Origin of the sequence: Pseudomonas putida (genome assembly GCF_028682635.1) — a bacterium.
GTDB lineage: Bacteria > Pseudomonadota > Gammaproteobacteria > Pseudomonadales > Pseudomonadaceae > Aquipseudomonas > Aquipseudomonas putida_AE.
Map to the genome: position 1 here is coordinate 32,366 of NZ_JANHLK010000013.1, position 23,989 is coordinate 56,354.

General features: G+C 62.6%; 19 protein-coding genes and 1 pseudogene. 4 read left to right on the forward strand and 16 right to left on the reverse strand.

Going from position 1 to position 23,989, the window contains the following annotated elements:
- Window positions 1-2: 2 nt before the first annotated feature.
- The 5 genes from NPS56_RS17375 to NPS56_RS17395 form a co-directional block, all read right to left on the reverse strand.
- The gene (locus NPS56_RS17375) at window positions 3-974 is read right to left on the reverse strand and encodes a DMT family transporter (RefSeq protein ID WP_274075727.1); all 972 of its coding nucleotides are present in this window, start codon (window positions 972-974) and stop codon (window positions 3-5) included.
- The gene (locus tag NPS56_RS17380) at window positions 974-1,672 is read right to left on the reverse strand and encodes an ABC transporter permease (protein WP_274075728.1); all 699 of its coding nucleotides are present in this window, start codon (window positions 1,670-1,672) and stop codon (window positions 974-976) included. Before NPS56_RS17380 ends, NPS56_RS17375 begins: the two co-directional genes overlap by 1 nt.
- 18 nt (window positions 1,673-1,690) lie before the next feature.
- Entirely contained in the window at window positions 1,691-2,404 is a 714-nt protein-coding gene (locus tag NPS56_RS17385) for an ABC transporter permease (protein WP_274075729.1), read from the reverse strand.
- 143 nt (window positions 2,405-2,547) lie between these two features.
- A complete protein-coding gene (locus tag NPS56_RS17390; RefSeq protein WP_274075730.1) occupies window positions 2,548-3,330 on the reverse strand; it encodes a transporter substrate-binding domain-containing protein in 783 nt (260 codons plus the stop codon).
- Between the two features lie 26 nt (window positions 3,331-3,356).
- On the reverse strand, window positions 3,357-4,913 hold the full coding sequence (locus NPS56_RS17395) for an aminotransferase class I/II-fold pyridoxal phosphate-dependent enzyme (RefSeq protein ID WP_274075731.1): 1,557 nt from the start codon (window positions 4,911-4,913) through the stop codon (window positions 3,357-3,359).
- Between the two features lie 239 nt (window positions 4,914-5,152).
- Here NPS56_RS17395 and NPS56_RS17400 point away from each other — a divergent pair, with 239 nt between their 5' ends.
- From NPS56_RS17400 to NPS56_RS17410, 3 genes are read left to right on the forward strand one after another with little or no spacing between them, the layout of a single operon-like run.
- Window positions 5,153-6,706 carry an efflux transporter outer membrane subunit gene (locus NPS56_RS17400; protein WP_274075732.1) on the forward strand — a complete coding sequence of 518 codons (1,554 nt, stop codon included), beginning with the start codon at window positions 5,153-5,155 and terminating at the stop codon, window positions 6,704-6,706.
- On the forward strand, window positions 6,703-7,824 hold the full coding sequence (locus NPS56_RS17405) for an HlyD family secretion protein (protein ID WP_274075733.1): 1,122 nt from the start codon (window positions 6,703-6,705) through the stop codon (window positions 7,822-7,824). The genes NPS56_RS17400 and NPS56_RS17405 overlap by 4 nt, the downstream gene beginning before the upstream one ends.
- Window positions 7,814-8,848, forward strand: coding sequence for a DUF2955 domain-containing protein (locus NPS56_RS17410; protein WP_274075734.1), 1,035 nt, complete (start codon window positions 7,814-7,816; stop codon window positions 8,846-8,848). The genes NPS56_RS17405 and NPS56_RS17410 overlap by 11 nt, the downstream gene beginning before the upstream one ends.
- On the opposite strand, the gene NPS56_RS17415 is transcribed toward NPS56_RS17410, so the two are convergent.
- Window positions 8,849-9,301: a YMGG-like glycine zipper-containing protein gene (locus tag NPS56_RS17415; protein WP_274075735.1), complete on the reverse strand. Its 453-nt coding sequence runs from the start codon at window positions 9,299-9,301 to the stop codon at window positions 8,849-8,851. It abuts the gene before it with no gap.
- A 339-nt stretch (window positions 9,302-9,640) separates the two neighbouring features.
- On the opposite strand from NPS56_RS17415, the gene NPS56_RS17420 reads away from it, so the two are divergent.
- The gene (locus NPS56_RS17420) at window positions 9,641-10,732 is read left to right on the forward strand and encodes an RHS repeat-associated core domain-containing protein (protein WP_274075736.1); all 1,092 of its coding nucleotides are present in this window, start codon (window positions 9,641-9,643) and stop codon (window positions 10,730-10,732) included.
- A 97-nt stretch (window positions 10,733-10,829) separates the two neighbouring features.
- Here the strand turns inward: NPS56_RS17420 and NPS56_RS17425 are convergent.
- The 10 genes and pseudogenes from NPS56_RS17425 to NPS56_RS17470 all read right to left on the reverse strand — a co-directional run.
- A pseudogene (locus NPS56_RS17425) lies at window positions 10,830-11,054 on the reverse strand (NAD(P)H-dependent oxidoreductase); the annotation flags it as partial.
- A 574-nt stretch (window positions 11,055-11,628) separates the two neighbouring features.
- The gene (locus NPS56_RS17430; protein WP_274075737.1) at window positions 11,629-12,339 is read right to left on the reverse strand and encodes an NAD(P)H-dependent oxidoreductase; all 711 of its coding nucleotides are present in this window, start codon (window positions 12,337-12,339) and stop codon (window positions 11,629-11,631) included.
- A 9-nt stretch (window positions 12,340-12,348) separates the two neighbouring features.
- Window positions 12,349-13,995 carry an ABC transporter ATP-binding protein gene (locus NPS56_RS17435; protein ID WP_274075738.1) on the reverse strand — a complete coding sequence of 549 codons (1,647 nt, stop codon included), beginning with the start codon at window positions 13,993-13,995 and terminating at the stop codon, window positions 12,349-12,351.
- Window positions 13,996-13,997: 2 nt separating this feature from the next.
- Window positions 13,998-14,825: an ABC transporter permease gene (locus NPS56_RS17440; protein ID WP_274075739.1), complete on the reverse strand. Its 828-nt coding sequence runs from the start codon at window positions 14,823-14,825 to the stop codon at window positions 13,998-14,000.
- Between the two features lie 3 nt (window positions 14,826-14,828).
- The gene (locus NPS56_RS17445) at window positions 14,829-15,788 is read right to left on the reverse strand and encodes an ABC transporter permease (RefSeq protein ID WP_274075740.1); all 960 of its coding nucleotides are present in this window, start codon (window positions 15,786-15,788) and stop codon (window positions 14,829-14,831) included.
- Between the two features lie 151 nt (window positions 15,789-15,939).
- Entirely contained in the window at window positions 15,940-17,541 is a 1,602-nt protein-coding gene (locus tag NPS56_RS17450; RefSeq protein WP_274075741.1) for an ABC transporter substrate-binding protein, read from the reverse strand.
- 98 nt (window positions 17,542-17,639) lie between these two features.
- A complete protein-coding gene (locus tag NPS56_RS17455; RefSeq protein ID WP_274075742.1) occupies window positions 17,640-19,055 on the reverse strand; it encodes an aldehyde dehydrogenase family protein in 1,416 nt (471 codons plus the stop codon).
- The gene (locus NPS56_RS17460; protein WP_274075743.1) at window positions 19,048-20,238 is read right to left on the reverse strand and encodes a pyridoxal phosphate-dependent aminotransferase; all 1,191 of its coding nucleotides are present in this window, start codon (window positions 20,236-20,238) and stop codon (window positions 19,048-19,050) included. The genes NPS56_RS17455 and NPS56_RS17460 overlap by 8 nt, the downstream gene beginning before the upstream one ends.
- Window positions 20,239-20,266: 28 nt before the next feature.
- A complete protein-coding gene (locus NPS56_RS17465; RefSeq protein ID WP_274075744.1) occupies window positions 20,267-21,874 on the reverse strand; it encodes a 5-guanidino-2-oxopentanoate decarboxylase in 1,608 nt (535 codons plus the stop codon).
- Between the two features lie 10 nt (window positions 21,875-21,884).
- Complete coding sequence (locus NPS56_RS17470) at window positions 21,885-23,984, reverse strand: acetate--CoA ligase family protein (RefSeq protein ID WP_274075745.1); 2,100 nt, start codon at window positions 23,982-23,984, stop codon at window positions 21,885-21,887.
- Window positions 23,985-23,989: the final 5 nt, after the last annotated feature.

Below are 23,989 nucleotides of genomic sequence, written 5' to 3' on the forward strand. Positions count from 1 at the left end.
TGTCATTGATCCGCGACACCCGTCCGGCCGCCATCGGGTTTGATCTCGTCCGCTTCGGGATAAAGGGGTTGCGACACGGAACATTCGGCGCCGACGACGTCCTGCGACGGGTGCCGACCGAAAATCATCGCCAGGGTGCCGCTGACTGCGATCAACCCGGCGCCGATCATCAACGACACATCCATCAGCGTGCCCCAGATCAGGCTCGACAGCAGGAAGGCCCAGATCAGCCCGGTGTACTCGAACGGCGCCAGCACGGTCGCGGTGGCGCGCTGGAAACTGGCGAACAGCAGGAACTGGCCGATGCCGCCCATCAGGCCGGCGCCGAGCATGCCCAGCCAGGCTGGAACCGGTGCCGGGGTGTGGGTCCAGGGCAACGCCAGCGCCATGCAGATCACAAACACCACATTGGTGATCAGCATCTGCTCCAGCACCGAGGTCTGCTCATCGACCTGGCGCAACTGGATATAGGTGAACGCCCAGCACATCGCCGCCAGCAGCGTCAGGACAATGGGCAGCGGATCGGCCATGTTGCTCGGGCGACAGGCGATCACCACCCCGATAAACCCGATGATCAGGGTGAACCACTGCCAGCCGTTGACCCGTTCCTTGAGAATCGCCGTCGCCAGCACCGTGACCATGATTGGCGCCGAGAAATACAGGGTGGTCATCTCCGCCAGGGTCAGGTCGCGGGCCGCCGTGTAGTACAGCAGCCAGGCCGCGATCGACAGCAGGCCGCGCACCACCAGCAGTCGCCGGCTGGACGAGCGCCAGGCACGCCGCACCAGTTGCAGGCGCCCGATCAGCAAACAGGCGAGCACCACCACCAGGGCGCGCCAGAACAGGATGGTGAACACCGAATAATCGGCCACCAGCCACTTGATGCCGGCGTCCTGCAAGGACAGGAACGCGTAGCCCAGGGTGCACAGGCCAATGCCTTGCAAGGAGCGGTCAACCATTGGCGTGCTTTTCATCAGGCGGACCTGCGAACCGGGGTGCCACGGCGCTCGAAGAAGGCGAACAGCGCCTCGATCAGGAACGTCAGGCACACGTAGACACCGGCCACCAGCAGCAACGGCTCATACACTTGCAGGGTTTGCGCGCGCACCACGTTGGCCGCGCCCAACAGATCGATTACGGCAATGGTCGAGGCCAGGGCCGTGGATTTGAGCAGCATCACGGTTTCCCCGGCCAGCGTCGGCAACAGCAGGCGCAGTGCCCGGGGCAAGCGCACCCGCAACAGGGTCTGGCGCGGGGTCATGCCAAACGCCGAAGCCGCTTCCATTTCGCCTTTGGGCACCGCCAGCAGGCCACCGCGGATCACTTCGCCGACATAGGCCCCCACCGACACCACCAGGGCGAACACGATGTACCAGTAGCCGTCACGCAGGTACGGCCAGAGGAAACTGCCGCGAATCAGCGGGAACTGCGCAAACAGGCTGCCCAGGCCGTAGTAGAAAATGTAGATCTGGATCAGCAAGGGGGTGCCGCGGGTCACGCTGGTGTAGAACAGGCTGAGCTTGGCGATGACCGTGTTCTTCGAGATCCGCGCCAGCGCCACCAGCACCGCCAGGACAAAACCGAACACACTGGAAATCACCAGGATCAAAAGGGTCGTCTGCAGCCCTCGGACCAGCAGCGACGCGTATTCAACTATCCACGCTGGAATCATTTCATTCTCTCTGCCGATTTAGTCAGCAAGAGGCATCCAGCGACGAATGCGTCGCTCGAGCCGTCCCGACAGGTAGTTGGACGCCAGCGTCACCGCGTAGTACAGCGCCGCGGCCGTGAGGTAGAACAACAGGTAATGACGCGTCGAACCCGCCCCTTGCCGGGCGGTGTACAACAGCTCGTTGGTGCCGACCACGCTGATCAGGGCGCTGTCCTTGATCAGATTGATCCACAGGTTGGCCATCCCCGCCATCGCGTAGGGCGCCATGATCGGCAGCGTGACGCGCCGGAACAGACCGAAACCGTGCAGGCCGAAGGCTTTCGCCGCTTCGATCTGGCCGAAGGGAATGGCCTGGATCGCCGCCCGGAAAATCTCCGACGCGTAGGCGCCCTGTACCAGGCCCAGCACCACGATCGCCGCCAGCGGCCCGCTGACATTCACCGCGTCGTAACCCAGGGTTGCCATCAGCGAGTTGAGCAGCATGGAGCCGACGTAGTACAGCAACAGGATCAGCAACAGCTCCGGCACCGCGCGGAACAAGGTCGTGTAGCCGCGAGCCAGCGCTGCAACGGGTCTTGGTCCGCCCAACTTGAGGCAGGCCACCACCAGGCCGATGGCCAGCCCGACCACGAAGGCCCCGGCGGAGATCTGCAGGGTCATCCACAGGCCCTTGAGCAGCGCCGTGCCCCATCCCTGCTCGCTGAAACTGATCAAATCGAACATTGCTGGCATTTGAGTCTCCAGTGGCGCACGCGATCCCTTGTGGGAGCGAGCCTGCTCGCGATAGCGGTGGTTCAGTCAACATCGATGTCGACTGTAATGCCCTCATCGCCAGCAGGCTGGCTCCCACAGGGTCTGTGTACAGATCCGGCAAATCAGAACGCCGGCTTCACGCTCGTGCCGAAGTAGCTCTGGGACAAATCGTCATAGTCCTTGCTCGCCAGCAGCTCCTGGATGGCCTTGTCGAGTTTGGCCTTGAGTTCGGTGTCATCCTTGCGCAGGCCGGCGCCCACGCCCTTGCCGAAGATCGGGTCGTACGGCACGGCGCCGAGGTAGGCCAGGTCCTTGGCGTCGGGGGTCTTGACGAAGGCGGCCATGGCGGTGCCGTCGGCCATCATCAGGTCGAGGCGCCCGGCAATCAGGTCGGCGTTGGCCGAGTCCTGGGTGTCGTAGTACTTCACGTCGGCGATTTTTTCGTAGTAGGTCTTCAGGTAGCTGGCGCTGACCGTGGAGTTCTGCACACCGATGGTCTTGCCCTTGAGGTCGTCCGGGTACTTCTTCACCGAAGCGTCCTTGGGACCGACCACGGCGATGACCGAGTCGTAGTACGCCTTGCTGAAGGCGATCTGTTTTTCCCGCTCCTGGGTCACCGACATCGAGGAAAAAATCACGTCGATCTTCTTCGCCAGCAGCGACGGAATGATCCCGTCCCACGCCACTTCCTTGATCTCGCACTCGGCTTTCATTTCGCTGCACAGCTTGTGGATCAGGTCCACTTCAAAGCCCTTCCACTCGCCGTTGGCCTGTTTCTCGGTGTACGGCGGATAGGGTTCGGCGGCGACCGCGAAGCGGATCGGCTGGGCTTGTGCCGAACTCATGGCGGCCAGCAGCAAACAGCCGGCGCCGGTCAACCAGTGTGCAAAACGTCGATTTCCCATGGTGTTTTCCCGTCTTTTTATTGGTGTTAGCGAGTTTGATGAGCGTTGACGAATTGCCGGCAACGCTCGCTGCGTGGGTGTACGAACACTTCGTCCGGCGAACCGGTTTCCTCGATCAGCCCTTGATGCAGAAAGGCGACTTTGGACGAGACATCGCGGGCGAAGGCCATTTCATGGGTTACCAGGATCATGGTCCGACCTTCTTCGGCGAGAGAGCGGATCACCCGCAGCACTTCCCCGACCAGTTCCGGGTCGAGTGCCGAGGTGGGTTCATCGAACAGCATGACCTTGGGCCGCATGGCCAGGGCCCGGGCGATGGCCACCCGTTGTTGCTGTCCCCCGGAGAGAAACGCCGGGTATTCGTTGCGCTTGGCCGCAAGGCCCACCCGATCGAGCAAGGCTTCGGCACGTTCGGTGGCCTCCGCCTTGCTCTCACGAAGGACCTGGGTCGGCGCTTCGATGAGGTTTTCCAGCACCGTGCGATGGGGCCAGAGGTTGAAATTCTGGAACACCATGCCCAGGCTCGAGCGGATGCGCACCAGCTGTTTGGCGTCAGCCACCAGCGGTGCGCCGGGGCGGGTGTGGTTCAGGTGAATGCTTTCGCCGTCCACCAGGATGCGCCCCTGGTCCGGCACTTCGAGCATGTTGATGCAGCGCAGCAAGGTGCTTTTGCCCGAGCCGCTGGCGCCGATCAGCGAGATTACCTCGCCTTCGCGGGCCGTCAGGGACACGCCCTTGAGCACCTCGATGTTGCCAAAACGTTTGTGCAGGCGGTCGACTTCGATCATGGTTCGCGCAGTGACCGGCTCCCTGACCGGTTCGCTCGACACGCGGCTGATCACAGGCTTGGGTGCTGGCGCTTGCAACGCCTGGACAAAATCGCGGATACGCTGGGAGGCCTTGGCCAATACCAGGGACTCGGCATGCGCGACCAGGGCGGGATCAGCGACGATCCAGGCCATGGCCCAATCGGCCATCGGGTGGGATTTCGCCAGGCTGCCGATCACCACGCAACGCTCGGCCATGCCCGGCGCTGCCGCGAGACTCAGATGCGGGTGCTGCAGCGTCAGTTCGTCATGGACCTCGTCGATCACCAACCACAGGTCATGGGCGATGGCGAGTCCGGCGATGGCTTGCAAGGCTTCAGGGTTGCGCTTCGGGCCGGACAGGTAAATTGCCCGGGTCCGCGGGGTAATCGCCTTGGCCAGCGCTGTGGCATCCGCCGAGATCGCCACCTGCACCAGCTTGACGCCGCAGGCCTTGAGCGACGCCTCACAGGTCAGGACCATCGGATCGAGGACAATCACCTCGTCACCTGCGGCCAGCAGGCACATCGACGTGACAAACAAGGCGTTCTGCGCCCCGTCCAGCGTGATCACGCTCGCGGTCTTCGGCTCTCGATTGAGCTGCTTGCCGTAGTGGTCGGCAAGCGCTTCGCGCAAGGCAAGTCGGTCGGTAGATTCGCTGTTGTGTGTGTCACCTTCAGCTGGCACATCAAGAGCGGCCTCGGTGATGAAATCGGCGGCGGGAAAATCCGCGGTGCCAACACCGGGCGTCCGCTCAACAAAGGGTGAAAACCGCATGCCAGTGCCTCGTTCAATATGAAGAAACGCAAGCCCGCAACCAGCCGGGAGAGAAGGTGGAACGAACATAGTCCAAGCTGAACACTCGTTCAACAGAAAACTGTCGAGGGTTCGCGTTCAGCGTAAACAGGTCGTTTTTGCGACAGTCGCGACGTTTTTGCGTACCGACTCTTCAGGCCCATGCAGAAGGCATACAGACGGCTATGCTGCTGTGATGTCCTTTGGTTGGAAAACACCCAATGCAATCAGGTACATCCACACGGATGCGGCATGGTCGACTGCTGCTGCTTGGGGTAGCGGTCCTTGGCGGGTGCGTTCGGCTGGGTCCGGACTTCCAGCCGCCCGGCGAACCCTGGGTCGACCACTGGAACACCCCGGCCCTTGAACACGCCAGTCAACGCGCGCAGTACCCGGACATCCGCCAGTGGTGGCAGATCTTCGCCGACCCGGTGCTCGACCGCCTGATTGCCGAGTCGGACGCGCACAACTCCAGCCTGAAGATCGCCGGCCTGCGGGTGATGGAAGCCCGCGCACAATTGGGCATCGCCGAGAGCGGGCGCTACCCGCAGCTGCAACAGATCGCCGCTGACAGCGTGTACATCGACCGCCATCAGTCCGGCGGGGATAACCCGGTGGACAGCCATTTATGGCAACACAGCGCCGGGTTCGATGTCGGTTGGGAGCTGGACTTCTGGGGTCGCTTCGCCCGTGCCATCGAGGCTGCCGATGCCAGCTATTTCGCGTCTGAAGCCAACTACGACGACGTGCTGGTCCTGCTGCGGGCGCAAGTCGCCGACAGCTATTTTTTCCTGCGCACCACCGAGGCGCGCCTGCGCGTCGCCAATGCAAACGCCAAGCAGCAACATCGCAACTACGAGATCACCGAGAAGCTGTTCAACAGCGGCCAGACCGCCGAACTCGACCTGCAACAAGCCAAGACCCAATACCTGGGCACGTTGAGCACCATCCCCCTTCTGGAAGATCAGCTCCATCGCACCCGCAATGCGTTGGCCGTGTTGATCGGCCAGGCACCCGGTGCGCTGCCACTGGTGGTCGACAACACCCGGTTGATCCCGCTGGTGGATCGCGCCGTGCTGCAGGATGTGCCGGCCAACCTGCTGCTGCGCCGGCCCGATGTGCGCGCAGCCGAGCTGAATGTCGCGGCGCAGTCGGCGCTGGTCGGGGTGGCCGAAACCGATTACTACCCGGCCCTGACGTTGCTGGGCAGCATCGTCTGGTCCACCGACTCCTTGAGCGCAACCTCCCGCAGCCTCGACCTGATTGGCGGGCCGAGCCTGCGCTGGAACGTGTTCGACTATGGCCGCATCGCCAACAACATACGCGTGCAGGATGCGCGCTTGCAGCAATTGATCGAAGCCTATCGCGACAAGGTGCGCCAGGCTGCACGCGAAGCGGATGACGCCGCCAACGGCCTGACCCGCTCCCTGCAGCGCGAACGCATCCTGCGCGAGGCCGAAAGCGCCGCACAACGTTCGCTGGCCCTGGCCAACACGCTGTACCGCGAAGGTTATTCGGACTTCCAGCGGGTGCTGGACGCCCAGCGCGCGCTGCTCGAACTCCAGGACAATTACCTGGTCAGCCGTGGCGATGCGGTGAGCAATGTGATTGCCCTGTACAAGGCGTTGGGCGGCGGTTGGTACAGCGCCCAGCCCAGGGTCGATGCCGCCACGCGCCAGCAAATGGAACAACGGACTGACTGGGGCGACCTGCTCAAAGACCCTGTGCCTGAGCAGCCAGCCTCCCCCTTGCCCACTCAGGTGAAAAAACCATGACTGAAGCCGCGCCCTCCCCTCAGCCAGCGCAGCCTGCCGCCGATCCCGCGAAAAAAGGCATCAAGTGGGTGTTACTGCTGATCGTTTTCAGCCTGGCCTGGTACCTGTTGGCTGACCGTTTCACACCGTACACCCAGCAGGCACGGGTGGGCGCGTTCGTGATTCCGGTGGCGGCGGAAGTCGCCGGCCGGGTGATCCGCGTCAATGTGCGCAATAACCAGGACGTGAAGGCTGGCGAGGTGATTTTCGAGGTGGACCCGCAGCCCTACCAGATCGCCGTTGACCGTGCGCGTGCCGACTTGGAATCCACCCGCCGGCAGATCGGTGCCAGCACCGCCGGTATCGCCTCGGCCCAAGCCAGTCTGCGCGCGGCACAAGCCAACGAACTCAAGGCGAAGCAGGATAACCAGCGGCTTGAAGGCTTGTACCGTGAAGACCCCGGGACCGTTTCCGTACGCCTGCTGGAGGTTTCCCGCGCCGCCCGCGAAGCGGCCACCAGCCAGGTCGCCGCTGCCCGCGCTGAAGTCCAGCGTGCGAAGGAGCAGGAAGGTGGTAAAGAGGAAGACAACGCCTTGCTGCGCAGTGCAGCCACTGCCCTGTCGAAAGCCGAACTGGATCTGTCCAACACGCAGATCCGCGCCCGTTCGGCCGGGTTGATCACCGACCTGCGCACCGACGTCGGCCAGTTCGCCGCGGCCGGCAACCCGGTCATGACCCTGATTGCAATCCACGATGTCTGGATCAGCGCCGACATGACCGAGAACAACCTCGCCCTGGTCAGGCCCGAGACCCCGGTGTCCATTGCCCTCGATGCGCTGCCCGGCGAAGTGTTCCAGGGCCGCGTGCGCAGCGTCGGCTACGGGGTCAGCGTGGGCACCCCGGCCGCTCCCGGCAGCCTGCCGACGGTGCAGAACAGCCGTGATTGGCTGCGCCCCGCCCAGCGTTTTCCGGTGATCATCGAGTTCTCGGCCGAATCCTTGTCGATGCTCAAGGACAACCGCGCGATCCGCTCCGGTGGCCAGGCCGAAGTCATGGCCTTCCCTTCCGAAGGCAACGTGCTTAATCCGCTGGGTCGGTTGTTCCTGTGGCTGATGAGCTGGCTCTCGTATGCCTACTAAGCGTTCGCCGAGGGTGCAGCGCGCGCTGCGCCTGGCCAGTGGCACTGCGTTGTGCCTGGCAGTGAGTTTTGGCCTGGGGATGCCGATCCCGTTCCTGGCGCCGGTGCTGGGGGCATTGTTGCTGGTCAGCATCAATCGCCCGTTGCCGTTCAAGGCCACCCTGGTGCTTGCACTGACTGCGATGCTGACCACCGGCATCGGCCTGCTGCTGATCCCCCTGCTGCGTTATTACGCCTTCAGCGGCGTGCTGCTGATCGGCCTAGGCCTGCTGGCGGTCTTTAGATACGGCCAACGGGGCGGCAACAACCTGGTGGTGACATTCCTGGTGATCGGCCTGACCATGATCCCCGCAGCCGGAGTCGCCGACTTCGGCCTGGCGGCGACGGTGATCAAGGCGCTGACCAGCGGCTTGCTCCTGGCGGTCCTGATCGGTAGGGTGAGTCACTGGCTGTTCCCCGAACCGGCCAATACCCCGACGCCCCCACCCGCCCCGGCTCTATCCACTGAAAACGTCGACCGGGTGGCGTTACGCGCAACCCTGATCGTAATGCCGACGTTTCTGCTGGCCCTGATCGACCCCGCCAGCTACATGCCGATCGTGCTCAAGGCCGTGAGCCTGGGCCAGCAGAGCTCCACCACCAACGCCCGCGATGCCGCCCGCGAGCTGATTGGCTCGACCTTGCTGGGCGGCCTGTTGGCCATTGCGTTCTGGAGCGCACTGACGGTCTTTGTGCACCTGTGGATGTTCTTCCTGTGGATGCTGCTGTTCGCCCTGATCCTGGCGCGCAAGCTCTATGGCCTGAGCCCGGGGCGGTTTAGCCCGGGCTTCTGGCTCAACACCTTGGTCACCCTGATTATCCTGCTCGGGCAATCGGTGCAGGACAGCCTGGCGGGCAAGGACGTCTACACCGCGTTTGCGGTGCGCATGGGGCTCTTCATCGCCGTGACGCTGTATGCCTGCCTGATGGGGTATTGGCTGGATCAGCGGCAGAACACCAGCCTCGCCCCTACAGGCTCGACATGATCATGGATTGACCTGATACCCCTTGCCCTGCAAGCAACTGGTATAGGCCGTCGAAGTGGTCGCGGCGTTGGTTTTCTCCTGCTCCCGGCGCTCCTGGCGCTGGCGCGAACCGCCGACCACAACACCTGCCGCCGCCGTTTGCTTGGCGCGGTCCTGTCGGTAGTCCTGCTTGTTATCGTCATCGACTCGATCATAAAACTCGTCATGCTGACGCCCGCGCACCTGGGCCCCGGCCGCACCGGCCGCAGCGCCCACGGCGGCGCCCTTGACCCGTCCGCCCGAGGGTGTCGAGGTGGTCGATGCACTACTGGCGGCGATGCTGTTGCATTCATTGATATCCAGTTGGGTCTGTTGCGAAGTCTGGCCCTTCAGCGGTACTACCGTCTGGGTCCATCCCTGGGCACTGAACAACGACAGTGCGACGCACAGGCCGATGGGTGACAACCTTTTCATGATGATCTCCTGATGGGCATGATTCACCCTGAGAGAGTGTAGTTCAGCCCTCCTCTACACCAGCAATTCCATTCTAGGCAACTTCAGTGTTTGCGTGTTCAGAACAATGCTGCGGGGATTTGAACCCAACGCAAATCAAACTGTGGGAGCCAGCCTGCTGGCGATGGCGCAGGTCAGTCAACCTGGATGTTGAAGCTGATGCCCCCATCGCCAGCAGGCTGGTTCCCACCGTGTTTTCTGGTCTACACAGGTTTTCACCTATCAGTTCTGTTAGTTCCCGCATCCGAAAAATCCTCTGATACTCAAGCCTCCCAGACTTTTGAAAGTTCGGAGCGCCCAATGTCCAACCCACAGCAACCCTGGCTCATCCGCTATAGCTACGATCCACTGGACCAACTGACCAGCCACACTCAGTTAGGCAACCCGGAACGTCATCGCTTTTACTGCAAAAATCGACTGGTTACCGAGGTTCAGGGTGCAATCGGGCACTCTATAGTCCAGCACGATGAATGGCTGCTGGCCCAGCAACTGCGCCACAACACTGGGCTCGATACCACCCTGTTGGCCACAGACCTGCAACGCTCGGTGCTGCACACGCTCACGAGGAACCAGCAACCGCAACACATTGCCTATTCTCCTTACGGACATCGCCTTGTAGAAAACGCACTGACCAGTTTGCTGGGATTCAACGGAGAACGGCCGGATGCGGTGACCGAGAACTATTTTTTGGGTAACGGTTATCGCGTATTTAATACGAAGTTAATGCGGTTCAATAGTCCGGATGGTTGGAGCCCGTTCGGAGAAGGTGGATTGAACTCTTATGGGTATTGTTCAGGAGATCCTGCAAACAAAATCGATCGAAATGGGAGATCGGCTACTGCTTTTTTAAGAGCGTTCTTCAAAAAGAAAGTTGAAATCCAGGACCACTCCTTTAAAATGTTCTCTCGAACAAAAGCTTCAAAAGCTCTACGCGCGAAAAAAATCATAGAAAAAAATCTGCTAGAAGAAGTCGAAATCAAAACAAGACTGTCTAAATCCCTTGATGCAGATGCCGAGATGAATTTTTATGCACCATTATCAAAGCATACAAGTTTAAAACAGCGAGCGATGAGTGTTGTCCTGAAAACTCCAGAACTCAAGGACACCGAGTTCCCTATTGGGTTTCGCCCACCAAAGATCCGTAGTATAACCGCAGATGGCCTTTATCAGGACGTTATTACGGGGCGAAGAAAATTCGCTAGGAGCGGCATTAACACGGAAGGTTTAAACCCTGAACAGCTAACAATGGTAGCTAATTTCAAAATTCGTAGACAGGTCGATTTAGATCGCCTCGCTGACGTACGTTCGGCTAGGGCAGGGCTTATGAATAAATACTTTAGAATGTCCGCGAACGATAACCCAAGAGCAAGAGAATTTTTCGCTTATTGGTAAACTTATTAAGGTCGAGTAAAAACCTGTCGATCGTTCCCAGGCGTGGGAGCGATCGACAGATCGATTAGATCAGGCATTGGCATCTGTAGCGGTTGTCTTACACAATGGTCAACAACCCGTCAAACTGCGAAAGCTTCGGAAACACCAGCGGCGGATCATCACTCAGCTGTTGCAACCGCTGGTCGTAATCGACCAGAAATTGCTGGCGCGCCTCATCGCTGATGTACGGCACATGCCACGCCACAAACGGCTGCAGTGCGTCGAATCCGACATACACCAACGTCCCGCGCAAAATCGGCCGAAACATGTCCTCCAACGGACCACACCGAAGGGGAGGCCTAAAGCAAGGTATGCGTCTTGGTGAGCCCACGCTGGTGCTCCACCCGGTCGTTGGCGGATCGTGGTGTTCGGCGTAATGGAGGCTACAAGCCCGCCACTGCACCAACAATTCCATTCTCGGCGACTTCAGTGTTTGCGTATTCAGAACAATGCTGCGGGGATTTGAACCCAACGCAACCGAACTGTAGGAGCCAGCCTGCTGGCGATGGCGTCGGGTCAGTCAACTCAGGTGGTGAAGCTGATGGCCTCATCGCCAGCAGGCTGGCTCCCACAGGGGATCTGTGGTGGCTGCAGGATTTGCGTACGACGGAGATCAAACTGTGGGAGCCAGCCTGCTGGCGATGGCGTCGGGTCAGTCAACTCAGGTGGTGAAGCTGATGGCCTCATCGCCAGCAGGCTGGCTCCCACAGGGGATCTGTGGTGGCTGCAGGATTTGCGTACGACGGAGATCAAACTGTGGAAGCCTGCTGGCGATGGCGGCGGGTCAGTCAGCTCAGGTGGTGAAGCTGATGGCCTCATCGCGAGCAAGCTTGCTCCTACAGGTATTGTGGCGCTGATCAGGCTTTCGACGGCAGCGGATACAGCTGTTCGTCGAACTGCGACAGTTTCGGAAACACCAGGGGCTGGTCGTCGCTCAGTTGTTGCAGGCGCTGGTCGTAATCGGCAAGGAATTGCTGGCGCGCCTCGTCGCTGATGTACGGCACATGCCAGGCCACGAATGGTTCCAGCACGTCGAAGCCGACATAGGCCAACGTCCCGCGCAGGATCGGCCGCAGCATGTCCTCCAACGGACCATGGATCGCCTCTTCACCGAACATGTGTTCACGGCCACCCAAGGTCACTGTGACCAACGCTTTTTTGCCGGCGAGCCCGCCCTGATCATAGAAACGCTTGCCGCCATAGCAAATCCCGGATACCAGTACCCGGTCAATCCAGCCCTTGAGTATCGCCGGGGTGGAGAACCAGAAGATCGGGAAGTTGAGGATCAACAGGTCGGCCCACAGCAGCTTGTCCAGTTCCGCCTGGATGTCCGCGGCCAGGGACTGGCTTTTCACCCCCAGGCGTTGTTCCAGGGCGTAGACCAGGTACTCGGGATTTTCCCGCGAGGAGAAGTCATCGGCGCTGGCCACCGGGTTCCAGTTCATTTTGTACAGGTCGCTGACCTGCACTTCGTGGCCCTGGGCTTGGAGGGTGGCAATCGCCTGGTCGCGCAAGGCGGCGGTGAACGATTGGGGCTCTGGGTGAGCGTGGACAATCAGTACTTTCATGGTAATTCCTTAGACTTTTTCCAGCGTAGGGTTTGAATTCGGGGTAGCACGGCTGGCCAGCAAGCGGTCGAGCCAGTCGGGGTCCATTTGCGGTTCGGAGGAAAACAGCAATCCGGTGTAGTCCTGATGCGGTGGGGTGAAAATAGCACTGCGCGAGCCATGATCCACCACCCTGCCCCGTTGCATCACCAGCACTTCGTCGGCGATCGCCCGCACGGTGGCAACGTCATGGGTGATGAACAGGTAGGCCACGCCGAGCTGTTGCTGAATGCGGTTGAGCAGCTTGAGCACGCCTTCGGCCACCAGCTGATCGAGGGCCGAGGTGACTTCGTCGCAGATGATCAGCTGCGGATCGGCCGCCAGGGCCCGGGCAATGCAGATCCGCTGTTTCTGCCCGCCGGACAATTCACGGGGCTGACGCTCCATGAAGGTCGCCGGGTCCAGCTCAATCATTTCCAGCAGCTCGGCGACCCGCGCACGCATGGCTTTGCCCTTGAGCCCGAGATAAAAGGTCAGCGGCCGGCCGATGATGTCGACGATGCGCTGGCGTGGGTTCAGCGCCGTGTCGGGGATCTGATAAATCATCTGGATGCGCCGCAGTTGCTCCTTGCTGCGTTGGCGGAAGTCCGCTGGCAGCAGTTGGCCGTCATACAGCACCTCGCCGTAAGTAGGCGGCAGCAAGCCGGTAATCAGTCGCGCGGTGGAGCTTTTGCCGCTGCCGGATTCGCCGATGACCGCCAGGGTCTGGCCACGATACAGCTTCAAGGAAACGTCGTGCAGCACCGGTTGATGACCGTAACTGGCGCAACTCTGGCGCAACTCCAGAAGCGGTTGCTCCTGCTGTGGCAACGCCTTGGGTTCGGTGCGGAAACTGCGCACCGCCCATAACGACTTGGTGTAGTCCTCCTGCGGGTCACCGAGCATCTTGCGGGTCTCGGCCTCTTCCACCAGCTTGCCATGGCGCAGCACCATGATGCGGTCGGCCATCTGCGCCACCACCGCGAGGTCGTGGCTGATGTAGATCGCCGCACTGCCGTAGGTCTTCACCGCATCGCGAATCGCTGCCAGCACCTCGATCTGGGTGGTGACGTCGAGGGCGGTGGTCGGTTCGTCGAAGATGATCAGGTCCGGGTGGCAGGCCATCGCCATGGCAGTCATGACCCGCTGCAACTGGCCGCCGGAGACCTGATGCGGGTAACGCTGGCCGATCTGTTCGGGGTTGGGCAAGCGCAGCACGCGATACAACTCCACAGCCTCGCGCATGGCCTGTTCGCGGCTGATGCCGCCGTTTTTCACCGCCGTCTCGACATGTTGATCGATCAGGCGGTGAGCCGGATTGAACGAAGCCGCGGCACTTTGCGCGACGTAGGCGATGCGCAAACCGCGCAACTTGCGCAGGGCTTCGGGCCTGGCCTTGAGCAGGTCGATGCCGTCGAAATGCACGGTACCGCCGGTAATCTTGCAGCCGTCGCGGGTATAGCCCATGGCGGACAGGCCGAGGGTCGATTTGCCCGCCCCCGATTCGCCGATCAGCCCCAGCACCTCACCGCGTTGCAGGGTCAAGTCGATGCCCTTGATCAACGGATGCCAGGCGTCCTCGTAGTGGCCTTCGATGTGCAGGTTGCGGATTTCCAGCAAGGGTTTGGAGGTCGTCATGTTCAGCATTCCTTGAGGCCGCTGGATTTGTGCAGCATCCAGTCGACGACGAAGTTGACGCTGACCGTGATCAGCGCCACGGCCAGGGCGGGCAGTAATGGACTGATGTCGCCGAAAGTGATCAACACGGCGTTGTCGCGCACCATGCTGCCCCAGTCGGCGGTGGGCGGCTGGATGCCCAGGCCGAGGAACGACAGCGCACTGATGAACAGGAACACGAAGCAGAACCGCAGGCCGAATTCGGCAATCAGCGGCGCCGCCGCGTTGGGCAGTACCTCGCGGGTCACCAGCCAGTACAGGCCTTCACCGCGCAGGCGCGCAGCCTCGACGAAGTCCTGCACCACCACGTTCATCGCAACGGCGCGGGACAGGCGAAACACCCGGGTCGCATCCAGCAGCGCGATCACCAGCACCAGCGACGTCGCGTTGGTGCCGACCACACTGAGAATCAGCAAGGCAAAAATCAGTTGTGGAATGGCCATCAGGATGTCCACCACCCGCGACAGCCCCTGGTCGATCGCACCGCCCTTGATCGCCGCAATCAGGCCGCAGGTGCCGCCCAACAGGAACGCCAGCACCGTGGTCAGGAAGGCAATGCCCAAGGTGTTGCGCGCGCCATAGACCAGGCGGCTGAACATGTCGCGTCCCAGGTTATCGGTGCCCAGCAGGAACTGCCCACCCCACGGTGCGAAGCCCTCGCCCACCACCTGGGTTTCGCCAAACGGTGCGAGGACCGGGGCAAACAACGCCACCAGGATGTACACAACGATCACCAGCAAGCCGAACTGCGCACTCAGCGGCGCCCGGAGCAAAGTTTTAAGCAGGCTCATGGTCTACCCCTTTGGATGCATCAGACGTGGGTTGCTGGCAATCGACAGCACGTCGGCGCTGGTATTGAGCAGGATGTAAGTCGCGGCAAAGATCAGGCTGCAGGCCTGCACCACCGGGATGTCGCGCTTGGCCACCGAGTCCACCAGCAACTGGCCGAGGCCCGGATAGACAAACACCACCTCGACCACCACCACGCCGACCACCAGGTACGCCAGGTTCAGCGCCACCACGTTGACGATCGGTGCCAGCGCATTGGGCAAGGCATGGCGGAAAATGATCCGCGACTGGCTGATGCCCTTGAGCCGGGCCATTTCGATGTAGGGGCTGGCCAGCAGGTTGATCAGCGAGGCGCGGGTCATGCGCATCATCTGCGCGATCACCACCAGGCTCAGGGTCGCCACCGGCAGCACCGAGCGCTCCAGTACCTCGCCCAGCGAGGCGTTCGGCGAGAGATTGGAAATGCTCGGGAACCAGTTGAGCTTCACCGCGAACACCAGGATCAGGATGTAGGCGACGAAGAACTCGGGGAACGACACCGCGCTCAGGGCCGAGGTGTTGAGCAGGCGGTCGAACCAGCTGTTGCGATACAAGGCCGCGAGCATCCCCAGCAATAAGGCCAGCGGCACCGAGACCATGGCCGCCAGCAAGGCCAGGCTGAAGGTGTTGCCCAGGCGATTGCCGACCAGATCGGCGATCGGCCGCTGGTTGGCCAGCGACACGCCCAGGTCACCGTGCAGCAATTGCCAGATCCAGTGACCGAAACGGGTCAGGGGCGGCAGGTCCAGGCCCAGTTGCGCACGGTAGGCCGCCACGGTTTCCGGGGTGGCGGACTGGCCGAGCATGGCCTGGGCGATATCGCCCGGGAGCAGGCCGACGGCGAGGAAGATGATGACTGAAACGGCGAACAGCGATAACAGGCCTAATGCCAGGCGCTGCCCTAATAGCTTGAAAATACTTCTCATCGTGCGGTTCCTTGAAATGGGCACGTCTTCGAATTCTGCGAATTCCCCCTGTAGGAGCTGGCTTGCCAGCGAAAGCGGTAGGTCATCCAACATCAATGTTGCCTGTACCGACGCCTTCGCTGGCAAGCCAGCTCCTACAGGGATCTTGGAATTACGCCTGCCACCAGCGCTCGATGACGCGCAAACCGTCGAGCTCACCGTAAGGCGCGGTCTGTCCGCCGTGTGCCACCTTGTTCGAACGCGCCGCCACCGAGCTTGCGAACAACGGCACGATCGCCCCGCCGTCATCGCGGCACAGCGCCTGCATTTCGTTGTACATCTCGCGGCGCAGCGGCTCGTTCATTTCGCCCCGGGCGGCGTTGAGCAGTTGGTTGAAACGCGGGTTGTCCCAATGGGTTTCGTTCCATGCCGCGCCCTTGGCGTAGCCGATGCTGAACATGCGGTCGGCGGTCAGGCTGCTGTACCAGAACGAGGTGGTGAAGGGTTGCTTCATCCAGACGTTGGAGAAGAAACCGTCGGCCGGCTCGCGCACCACGTCGATGTCGATCCCCGCCGCACGGGCCTGCTCCTTGAACAGCACTGAGGCATCGACTGCCCCGGTGTACGCCGCGTCGGAGGCCTGCAGGCGGACCTTGAGCGAATCCAGGCCGGCCTGCTTCAGGTGAAAGCGCGCCTTGTCCGGATCGTAGGTACGTTGCTCCAGCGCCGTGTTGATGAAGCGGCTGCCGGGCTGGATCGGGTGATCGTTGCCCACCAGGCCATAGCCGTACAGCACCGACGCCAGCAGGGTTTCGCGGTTGATCGCGTGCTTCATCGCCAGGCGCACATCGTTGTTCTGGAACACCTGGCTATCGGTGAGCATCGGGAAGGTGTAGTGCTGGGCGCCTTTGGTTTCTTCGATCACCAGGTTCGGGTTGCGCTTGAGCAGCGCCACGGTCTTGAGGTCGACCTTGTTGATCACGTCTACCTGGCCCGTGACCAACGCGTTGATTCGCGCGGCGCCATCGCCGATCGCGACCAGCTCGGCGCCAGCGAAGTGCGCCCGCCCGGCTTTCCAGTAATCCGGGCTGCGTTCCAGGGTCATGCGCACACCCGGCTCGAAGTCCTTGAGACGATAACCGCCGGTGCCGACGCCGGCTTGCCAGTCCGGCACGCCGTCCTTGCTCGGCATGATCACCAGATGGTAATCGGCGACCACGTAGGTGAAGTCGGCATTGCCCGAATGCAGCTCGAACACCACGCTGTCACTGCCGTTGGCGCTGACCTTGGCCACATCGCCCAACACGGTCTTGGCCGCCGAGCTGGATTTTTCTCCGAGGTGATGCTGGATCGAGGCGACCACATCGTCGGCGGTCAGGGTCTTGCCGTTGTGGAAGGTCACACCCTGGCGCAACTTGAAGGTCCAGACGCGTGCGTCGGGGGTTGAGGTCCAGCTTTCAGCCAGTTCGGGGATGGCCGAGCCGTCTACGGCGATTTCAGTCAGGGTGTTATAGATCGCCGAGAAGCCGACGAAGGTGAAGGTGTCGACCCAGGAGCCGGGGTCTTTCGAGTCGGTGGTGCTGGCACCCGCCAGGCCCAGGCGCAGCACGCCGCCGGGTTTCGGTGTCGACTCGGCGGCCATGGCGCCAAACGGCAGGCCCATGGAGAACGCTCCGGCCACCGCCGCAGCTGCCGCGCTGTACTTCAGGAAGTCTCTGCGCGGGAAACTGAATTCTTGGTTCGCTTGAGTAATCTTGTTTTTGTTATCGCTCATTGCATTGCCCCTGATCAAAAACTAATGGAATACCGGTTCAACACCACGCAAGACACCGGGCCAAGGCCCGGTGCGCATAACCTTTGAATCGCCAACAGTCACACCTGGATCGCCTTCACTTCGACGAATTCGTTGAGGCCCTCTTCCCCCCATTCACGTCCGTTACCGGATTGTTTGTAGCCGCCGAAAGGCGCCTGGTAATTGAATGCCGCGCCATTGACAAAGCACTGGCCCGCCCGCAGTTGCCGGCCCAATTGCAGGGCTCGTTCGGCACTGCCGGCCCAGACGCCGCTGGACAGGCCGAACGGCGAGTCGTTGGCGAGCTGGATCGCCTGCACCTCATCGGCATAGGGGATCAGGCACAGTACCGGGCCGAAGATCTCTTCCTGGGCGATGCGCATGCGGTTGTCGACATCGGCGAACAGCGTCGGGCTGACGTAATAACCCCGTTCGAACGCCGCGGACGAGTCGCCGCCGCACAGAAGCCGCGCGCCTTCCTCCTGGCCGACCTTGATGTAATCGAGCACGGTACGGCGCTGGCCGGCCGAACACATCGGGCCGAGAAAACTTTGCGGGTCGAGGGGATCGCCCATGCGCAGGCTCAAGGTTTCTGCCAACGCCAGTTCGACGGCCTCGGCATACCGACTGGCCGGGAGCAGCATGCGCGTCAGCGCCGTGCAGGTCTGGCCGGAGTTGATCATCACGTCCTGCACGCCATAACGCACGGCGGCAGCCAGGTCGGCGTCCTCGGCAATCAGCAGCGGCGACTTGCCGCCCAGTTCCAGGCACACCCGCTTGACCGAAGGCGCAGCCGCTTGCGCGACCCGCACCCCGGCGCCGGTGGAACCGGTGAACGACACCATGTCCACATCCGGGTGTTTGGCCAACGCTTCGCCAACTTTCGAACCGGGCCCGCTGACCAGGTTGAACACCCCGGCCGGCAGGCCGATGTCCTCGATCATCTGCGCCAGCAGGAAGGCATGCAGCGGCGTTTCCTGACTCGGCTTGACCACCACCGTGCACCCGGCGGCCAGGGCCGGCGCGAGTTTGCCGATCAACTGGTGCAGCGGGTAATTCCACGGATTGATGAACGCGCAGACGCCCACCGCCTCGCGAATCACCAGCGAGTTGCCGACTTCGCGCACTTCGTCCATCAGGCCGGCGAGTTCGACGTACTGCTCCAGGCCAACGATCGGCCCGTCCACCTGCACCGAGCGGCACCATTGCACCGGCATGCCCAGCTCAGTGGTGATCACCGCGGCCATTTCATCGGCGCGGGCGCGCAGTTGTTCTGCCAGCGCGCGGATGTAGCCGGCACGCACGCTCGACGGCGTGCGCGACCATGGACCAAAGGCCTTGCGTGCGGCGGCCACGGCGTTGTCGACATCGCGTTCGTCGCCCAGGGGCACGCTGCCGGCGACTTCTTCGGTGGCCGGGTTGATCACCTCGGCGATGCCCTGGCCCGACGGGGTAATCCAGCGGCCATCGATAAACAGTGCCTTGTGGTTAAGCATGCAGCTGAGCCTCCATCAGTTCATGGGCACAACGGGCGATGCGCTGACAGGCATCGCGCAGCGGACCGGCGCCGACCACCAGGCCGAGGCGAATGTGCCCGGCCGCACTCGGCCCGAAGGCTTCACCGGCCAGTACCGAAACACCGTGGCGATCGAGCAGACGGTCGGCAAATGCCTGGGCGCTGAGCCCGGTTTCGCGGATATCGACCATCACGAACATCCCGCCATCGGGCTTCAGGGCGCGCACGCCCGGGCAATCGGCCAGGGATTCACACACCAGGTCGCGGCGCTGGCGATAGGCTTCGCGCATGGCGTCCAGTTCCGGCAAGTTGCTTTCCAGCGCCACCACGGCGGCGTCCTGGACGAAGTCGGGCGAGCCGTAGAGCATGCACAGCGCGAGGTTTTCCAGGTGCGCGGTCAGGGACGGCGACGCCACCACCCAACCGACGCGCCAACCGGTCATGGCGTGGGATTTCGACAGGCTGTTGAGGGTCGCGGTGCGCTCGGCCATGCCCGGCAGGCTCGCCGGGCTGACGTGTTCGCCCTCGAACAGCAGCTCGCTGTAGACCTCATCGGAAATCAGCCACAGGTCGTGGGCGATGCACAGTTCCGCCAAGGCTTGCCAGGTGCTGCGCGGCAGGCTCGCGCCCGACGGGTTGTGCGGACTGTTCAGCGCCAGTGCACGGGTACGCGGGGTGATGCGGGCGGCGACGTCTTCCGGCAGTACCCGGAAACCGTTCTCGGGACGCACCGGCACCGGCACGACCTTGGCGCCGCATGCGCCGAACACCGCTTCGTAAGTGACGTACATCGGCTCGGCGACTATCACTTCATCGCCGGGATTGAGCACGCACTGGGCGACGCAGAACAACGCGCATTGCGCCCCGGCCAGCACCGTGACCTCATCGGCCGAAACGACCTGGCCGCTGCGCTTCTGATGACGCCGGGCGATGGCTTCGCGCAAAGCGCGCTTGCCGCGTACATCAGCGTAATGGGTGTTGCCGGCCAGCAGGCTATCGATCGCCCCCTGGACGATGGGTTGTGGCGTGTCGAAATCCGGGTCGCCCACGGACAGCAGCAGGATGTCTTCGCCCTGCTCGCGCAATGCCAGCGCGCGGTAGTGAATATCCCAGGCGGCGGCGCCGTCACCGGCGATTCGTTGCGTCAGATCGGAAAAGCGCATGGCCCTACTCCCTCTAAAAAGTTGAACGTCAGCGAACGCAGGCGTGCTTGAGTTCGATCAGGGTGACCCCGTTGCGCTTGAAGCCCAGGCGCAGGTCGGTTTGCAGTTCCGCGAGGTTCTGCGGCTGGGTCACGGTGCAACCGAAGGCGCGGCCAAGGGCGGCGAAATCCGGATTGCGCGGCAGTACGCCGATCGGCTCGATGTCCAGGCCAAGCATGTCGTCGCGGATCTGCCCCAGGGCGTCGTTGTTCCACAGCAGCACCACCAGCGGGCTATCCAGCTCCTCGACCGCGGTGGCCAGTTCCTGCGCGGTGTAGAGGAAACCGCCATCGCCCACCAGCACCAGGCCTGGCCGTTGCGGTGCACCGAACTTGGCGCCGATACCGGCCGGCAAGCCGTAGCCCAAGGTGCCGTAACCGGTCGGGTGCAACCAGCTGCGGGTGGCCTGGCTGGCGAAGGCGTAGTTGCCGGTGTAGGCCAGCTGGGTCATGTCGGTACTGATGAAGGCGTCTTGCGGCAGTTCGGCAGCGATGCGATCAAGGATGGCTTGATGGATCAACTGCAACGAGCCATGGCTGGCCTTGACCGCTTCATGCAATGCGGCGACCGAGGCAACCGCTGCGCTGGCATCCCGTACATCGTTTGGCAGACGCTCCAGCAAACCGCTGAGGGTTTGTTGTGCATCACCCTGCAACGCCACCGTACAGGGGTAGAAATCGTTGAATTTGCGCGGATCGATATCCACACGCAGGAGTTCAGCGTTGAGCGGCAGGCGCTCGCGCCAGTAATCGGTATCGGCCATTTCGGTGCCGACCGCCAGCACCACGTCGGCTTCGGCGATCAAGTTCCAGCCCGGCTCTACGCACAGGGACGAACCGGCATTGAGCGACGCGTCGGGTGGCAACAGGCCCTTGCCGGCAACGCTGGTGAACAGCGGCGCGGCCAGTCGAGTGCTGAGTTCATTCAGTTCTTTCGCCGCATTCAAGGCACCACCACCGGCGATGATCATCGGACGTTTTGCGCCGTTGAGCTTGGCCACGGCTTGATCCAGTGCAGTGGCGGACGCCGGACCACGCCCCGGACGACGCACCACGTCATTGCTCCAGTCTCGCGCCACGGGTGCCGACAACACGTCCAGCGGCACCGAAATATGCACCGGCCGTGGACGCTCGCTGTCGAACACTGCATAGGCACGGGCGATCAATTGCGGCAGGTCTTCGGCGGTCAAGGCGACGGCGGAGAACGCGGTGATCGGCGCGGTCATGGCGCGCTGGTCCTGGCACTCGTGCAGGATGCCCCAGCCCTTGCCGAGGCTGGCGGTGTGGTTGACGCTGGAAATCACCAGCATTGGAATCGAGTCGGCATAGGCCTGGCCGATACCGGTGGCGGCGTTGGTCACGCCGGGGCCGGTGATGACGAAGCACACCCCGGGTTTGCCACTGACCCGGGCATAGCCGTCGGCCATGAAACTGGCGCCCTGTTCATGGCGGGTCAGCACGTGGCGAATGCCGCTACCGGGCAGGCCGCGATACAGCTCAAGGGTGTGCACGCCGGGAATGCCGAACACGGTATCGACACCGTAGTTGGCCAGCAGACGCACCAGCGCCTGGCCACCGGTCAAGGTTTTGTCTTGCATGTTCAGGTCCTCACGCATGAGCGATGCGAATCAACGCATCGACCGCGGTCGTGCCATGGGCGCCGACCAACAATGGGTTCACATCGAGTTCCAGCAACTGCGCGGCGTTTTCGCAGGCGTAGTCGGCCACGGCGCGGATCGCCGCCACCAGTGCGTCCAGGTCCGCCACTTCGCGCCCGCGAAAACCTTGCAGCAACGGGGCGCTGCGCAGGCTCAGCAAGGCCTGGCGAATCGCGCCGTCGGTGGTCGGCAGCAACAGGCTGCGACTGTCCTTGAGCAACTCCACCAGAATCCCGCCCGCGCCAATCACCAGCGCCAGGCCAAAATCGTTTTCGCGCTTGATGCCGACGATCAGTTCGGCCAGCGGTGGCTTGGCCATCGGCTCCAGCAGCACTTGATCGAAGGGCACGCCCGGCGCGTACGCGGCAATGTTCGCCCGCATGTTGTCCAGGGCAGCGCTCAGGGCGGCGCTGTCCTCGAGGTTCAGGGCCACGGCGCCGGCTTCAGTCTTGTGCGGCAACTGTGCACTCACGGCTTTCAATACCAGCGGATAACCCAGTGCCTGGGCATCGTTCAGCGCGTTGTCCGGGTTGCTCAATACACCATTGGGTGTCGGTAGACCGAACGCACGCAACGCCTGTTTCGAGTCCCACTCATTGAGCAGCTGTCCTTCGCCTTCCAGCGCTTGCGGGCAGAGTGGCACGAGGGCCGATTCGCCCAGCGCCAGCAACGCCTGGCGGTTGCGCTGATAACCGGCGATGCGGCCCCAGGCAGCCAAGCCGTCTTCCACGCCTTGCAATGCCGCCACACCTTGGGCATGCAACTGCTCGCGGGCGTGGGCCGGCAACAGTTCCGGGAATGCCGAGGTGACGAATCCGGTCTTGCCATGCCGCACCAGCGCCTTGCAGTACAGGTCCAGCAGCAGGTCGCACTCCTTGCGCTCGCCGGTAAACTCCGCCGGATAGTCGAGCACCAGCATCGCCGCATCGGCTTCGGTGCGCAGGGCGCTGTCGAGCATGCGGTTCAGCGCCTCGCCGTCGCCCCAGATCGCCGTGGTGAAATCCAGCGGGTTGACCAGGTTGGCGTAGCTGGGCAGCACCTCGGCCAGTTCGCCGACTTGCCCGGCATCGAGCTTGGGCAAAGCCAGTTCATTGCGTTCCGCGTAGTCGGCGATCAAACCAGCATCGCCACCGGAACAGGCCAGCGCGATCAGGCTGTTGCCCGCCGGCAAGTTGCCGCAGGCCGCCGCTTTCAGGGTTTCGACGAAGCTCACCGGGCCGCTGACGCGAATCACCCCGAGGCGATCGAACAGCGCGTCGTACAACGCATCTGAACCGGACAGCGAACTGGTGTGACTCAGGGCCAGTTCAGCGCCGATCTGCGACACGCCGGTTTTCAGTGCGATGATCGGGATGCCCTTCTCCAGCGCCTTGTGCGCGGCGCGGGCGAATCCCGGGACGTTCTTCAGGCCTTCCAGGTGCAGGCCGATGGCGGTGACACGCGGCTCGTCGAGCAGCACGTCCATCAGTTCGGCCACGCCCAGTTGCGCCTGGTTGCCCACCGAGGCCATATAGGCAACCGGCAGCGAGCGGTCGCTCATGGACAGGTTGTAGGCGAAGTTGCCGCTCTGGGTCAGCACCGCCACGCCCTTCTCCACCGCTTTGCCGCCATGGGCCACCGGCCACAGCGCGCTGCTGTGCAGGTAGTCGAGCAGGCCGTAGCAGTTGGGGCCGAGCAAGGCCATGTCGCCCGCGGCTTCGAGCAATTGCTGTTGCAGGGCCTGGCCTTCGGCGCCGGTCTCGGCGAAACCCGAGGCGTAGCAGATCGCGCCGCCGGTGCCGATGGCGGCAAGCTCCGCGACGCAGGTCAGGGTCAGGTCACGGTTGGTCGCAATGAACACCGCGTCGGGCCCGCACGGCAGGTCGGCAACGCTGCGCACGCACGGCACGCCTTCGAGGCTGTCGTGCTGCGGGTTGACCAGCCACATCTGTCCTGGGTAGCCGCCCTCGGCGCAGCGCTTGAGGGCGCGGGCCATGCTGCGGCCGCCGACAAAGGCCACATGGCGGGGCGCGAGCATGCGCTTGAGGTTGTCACGAATGGTCTGGGACATGGGAA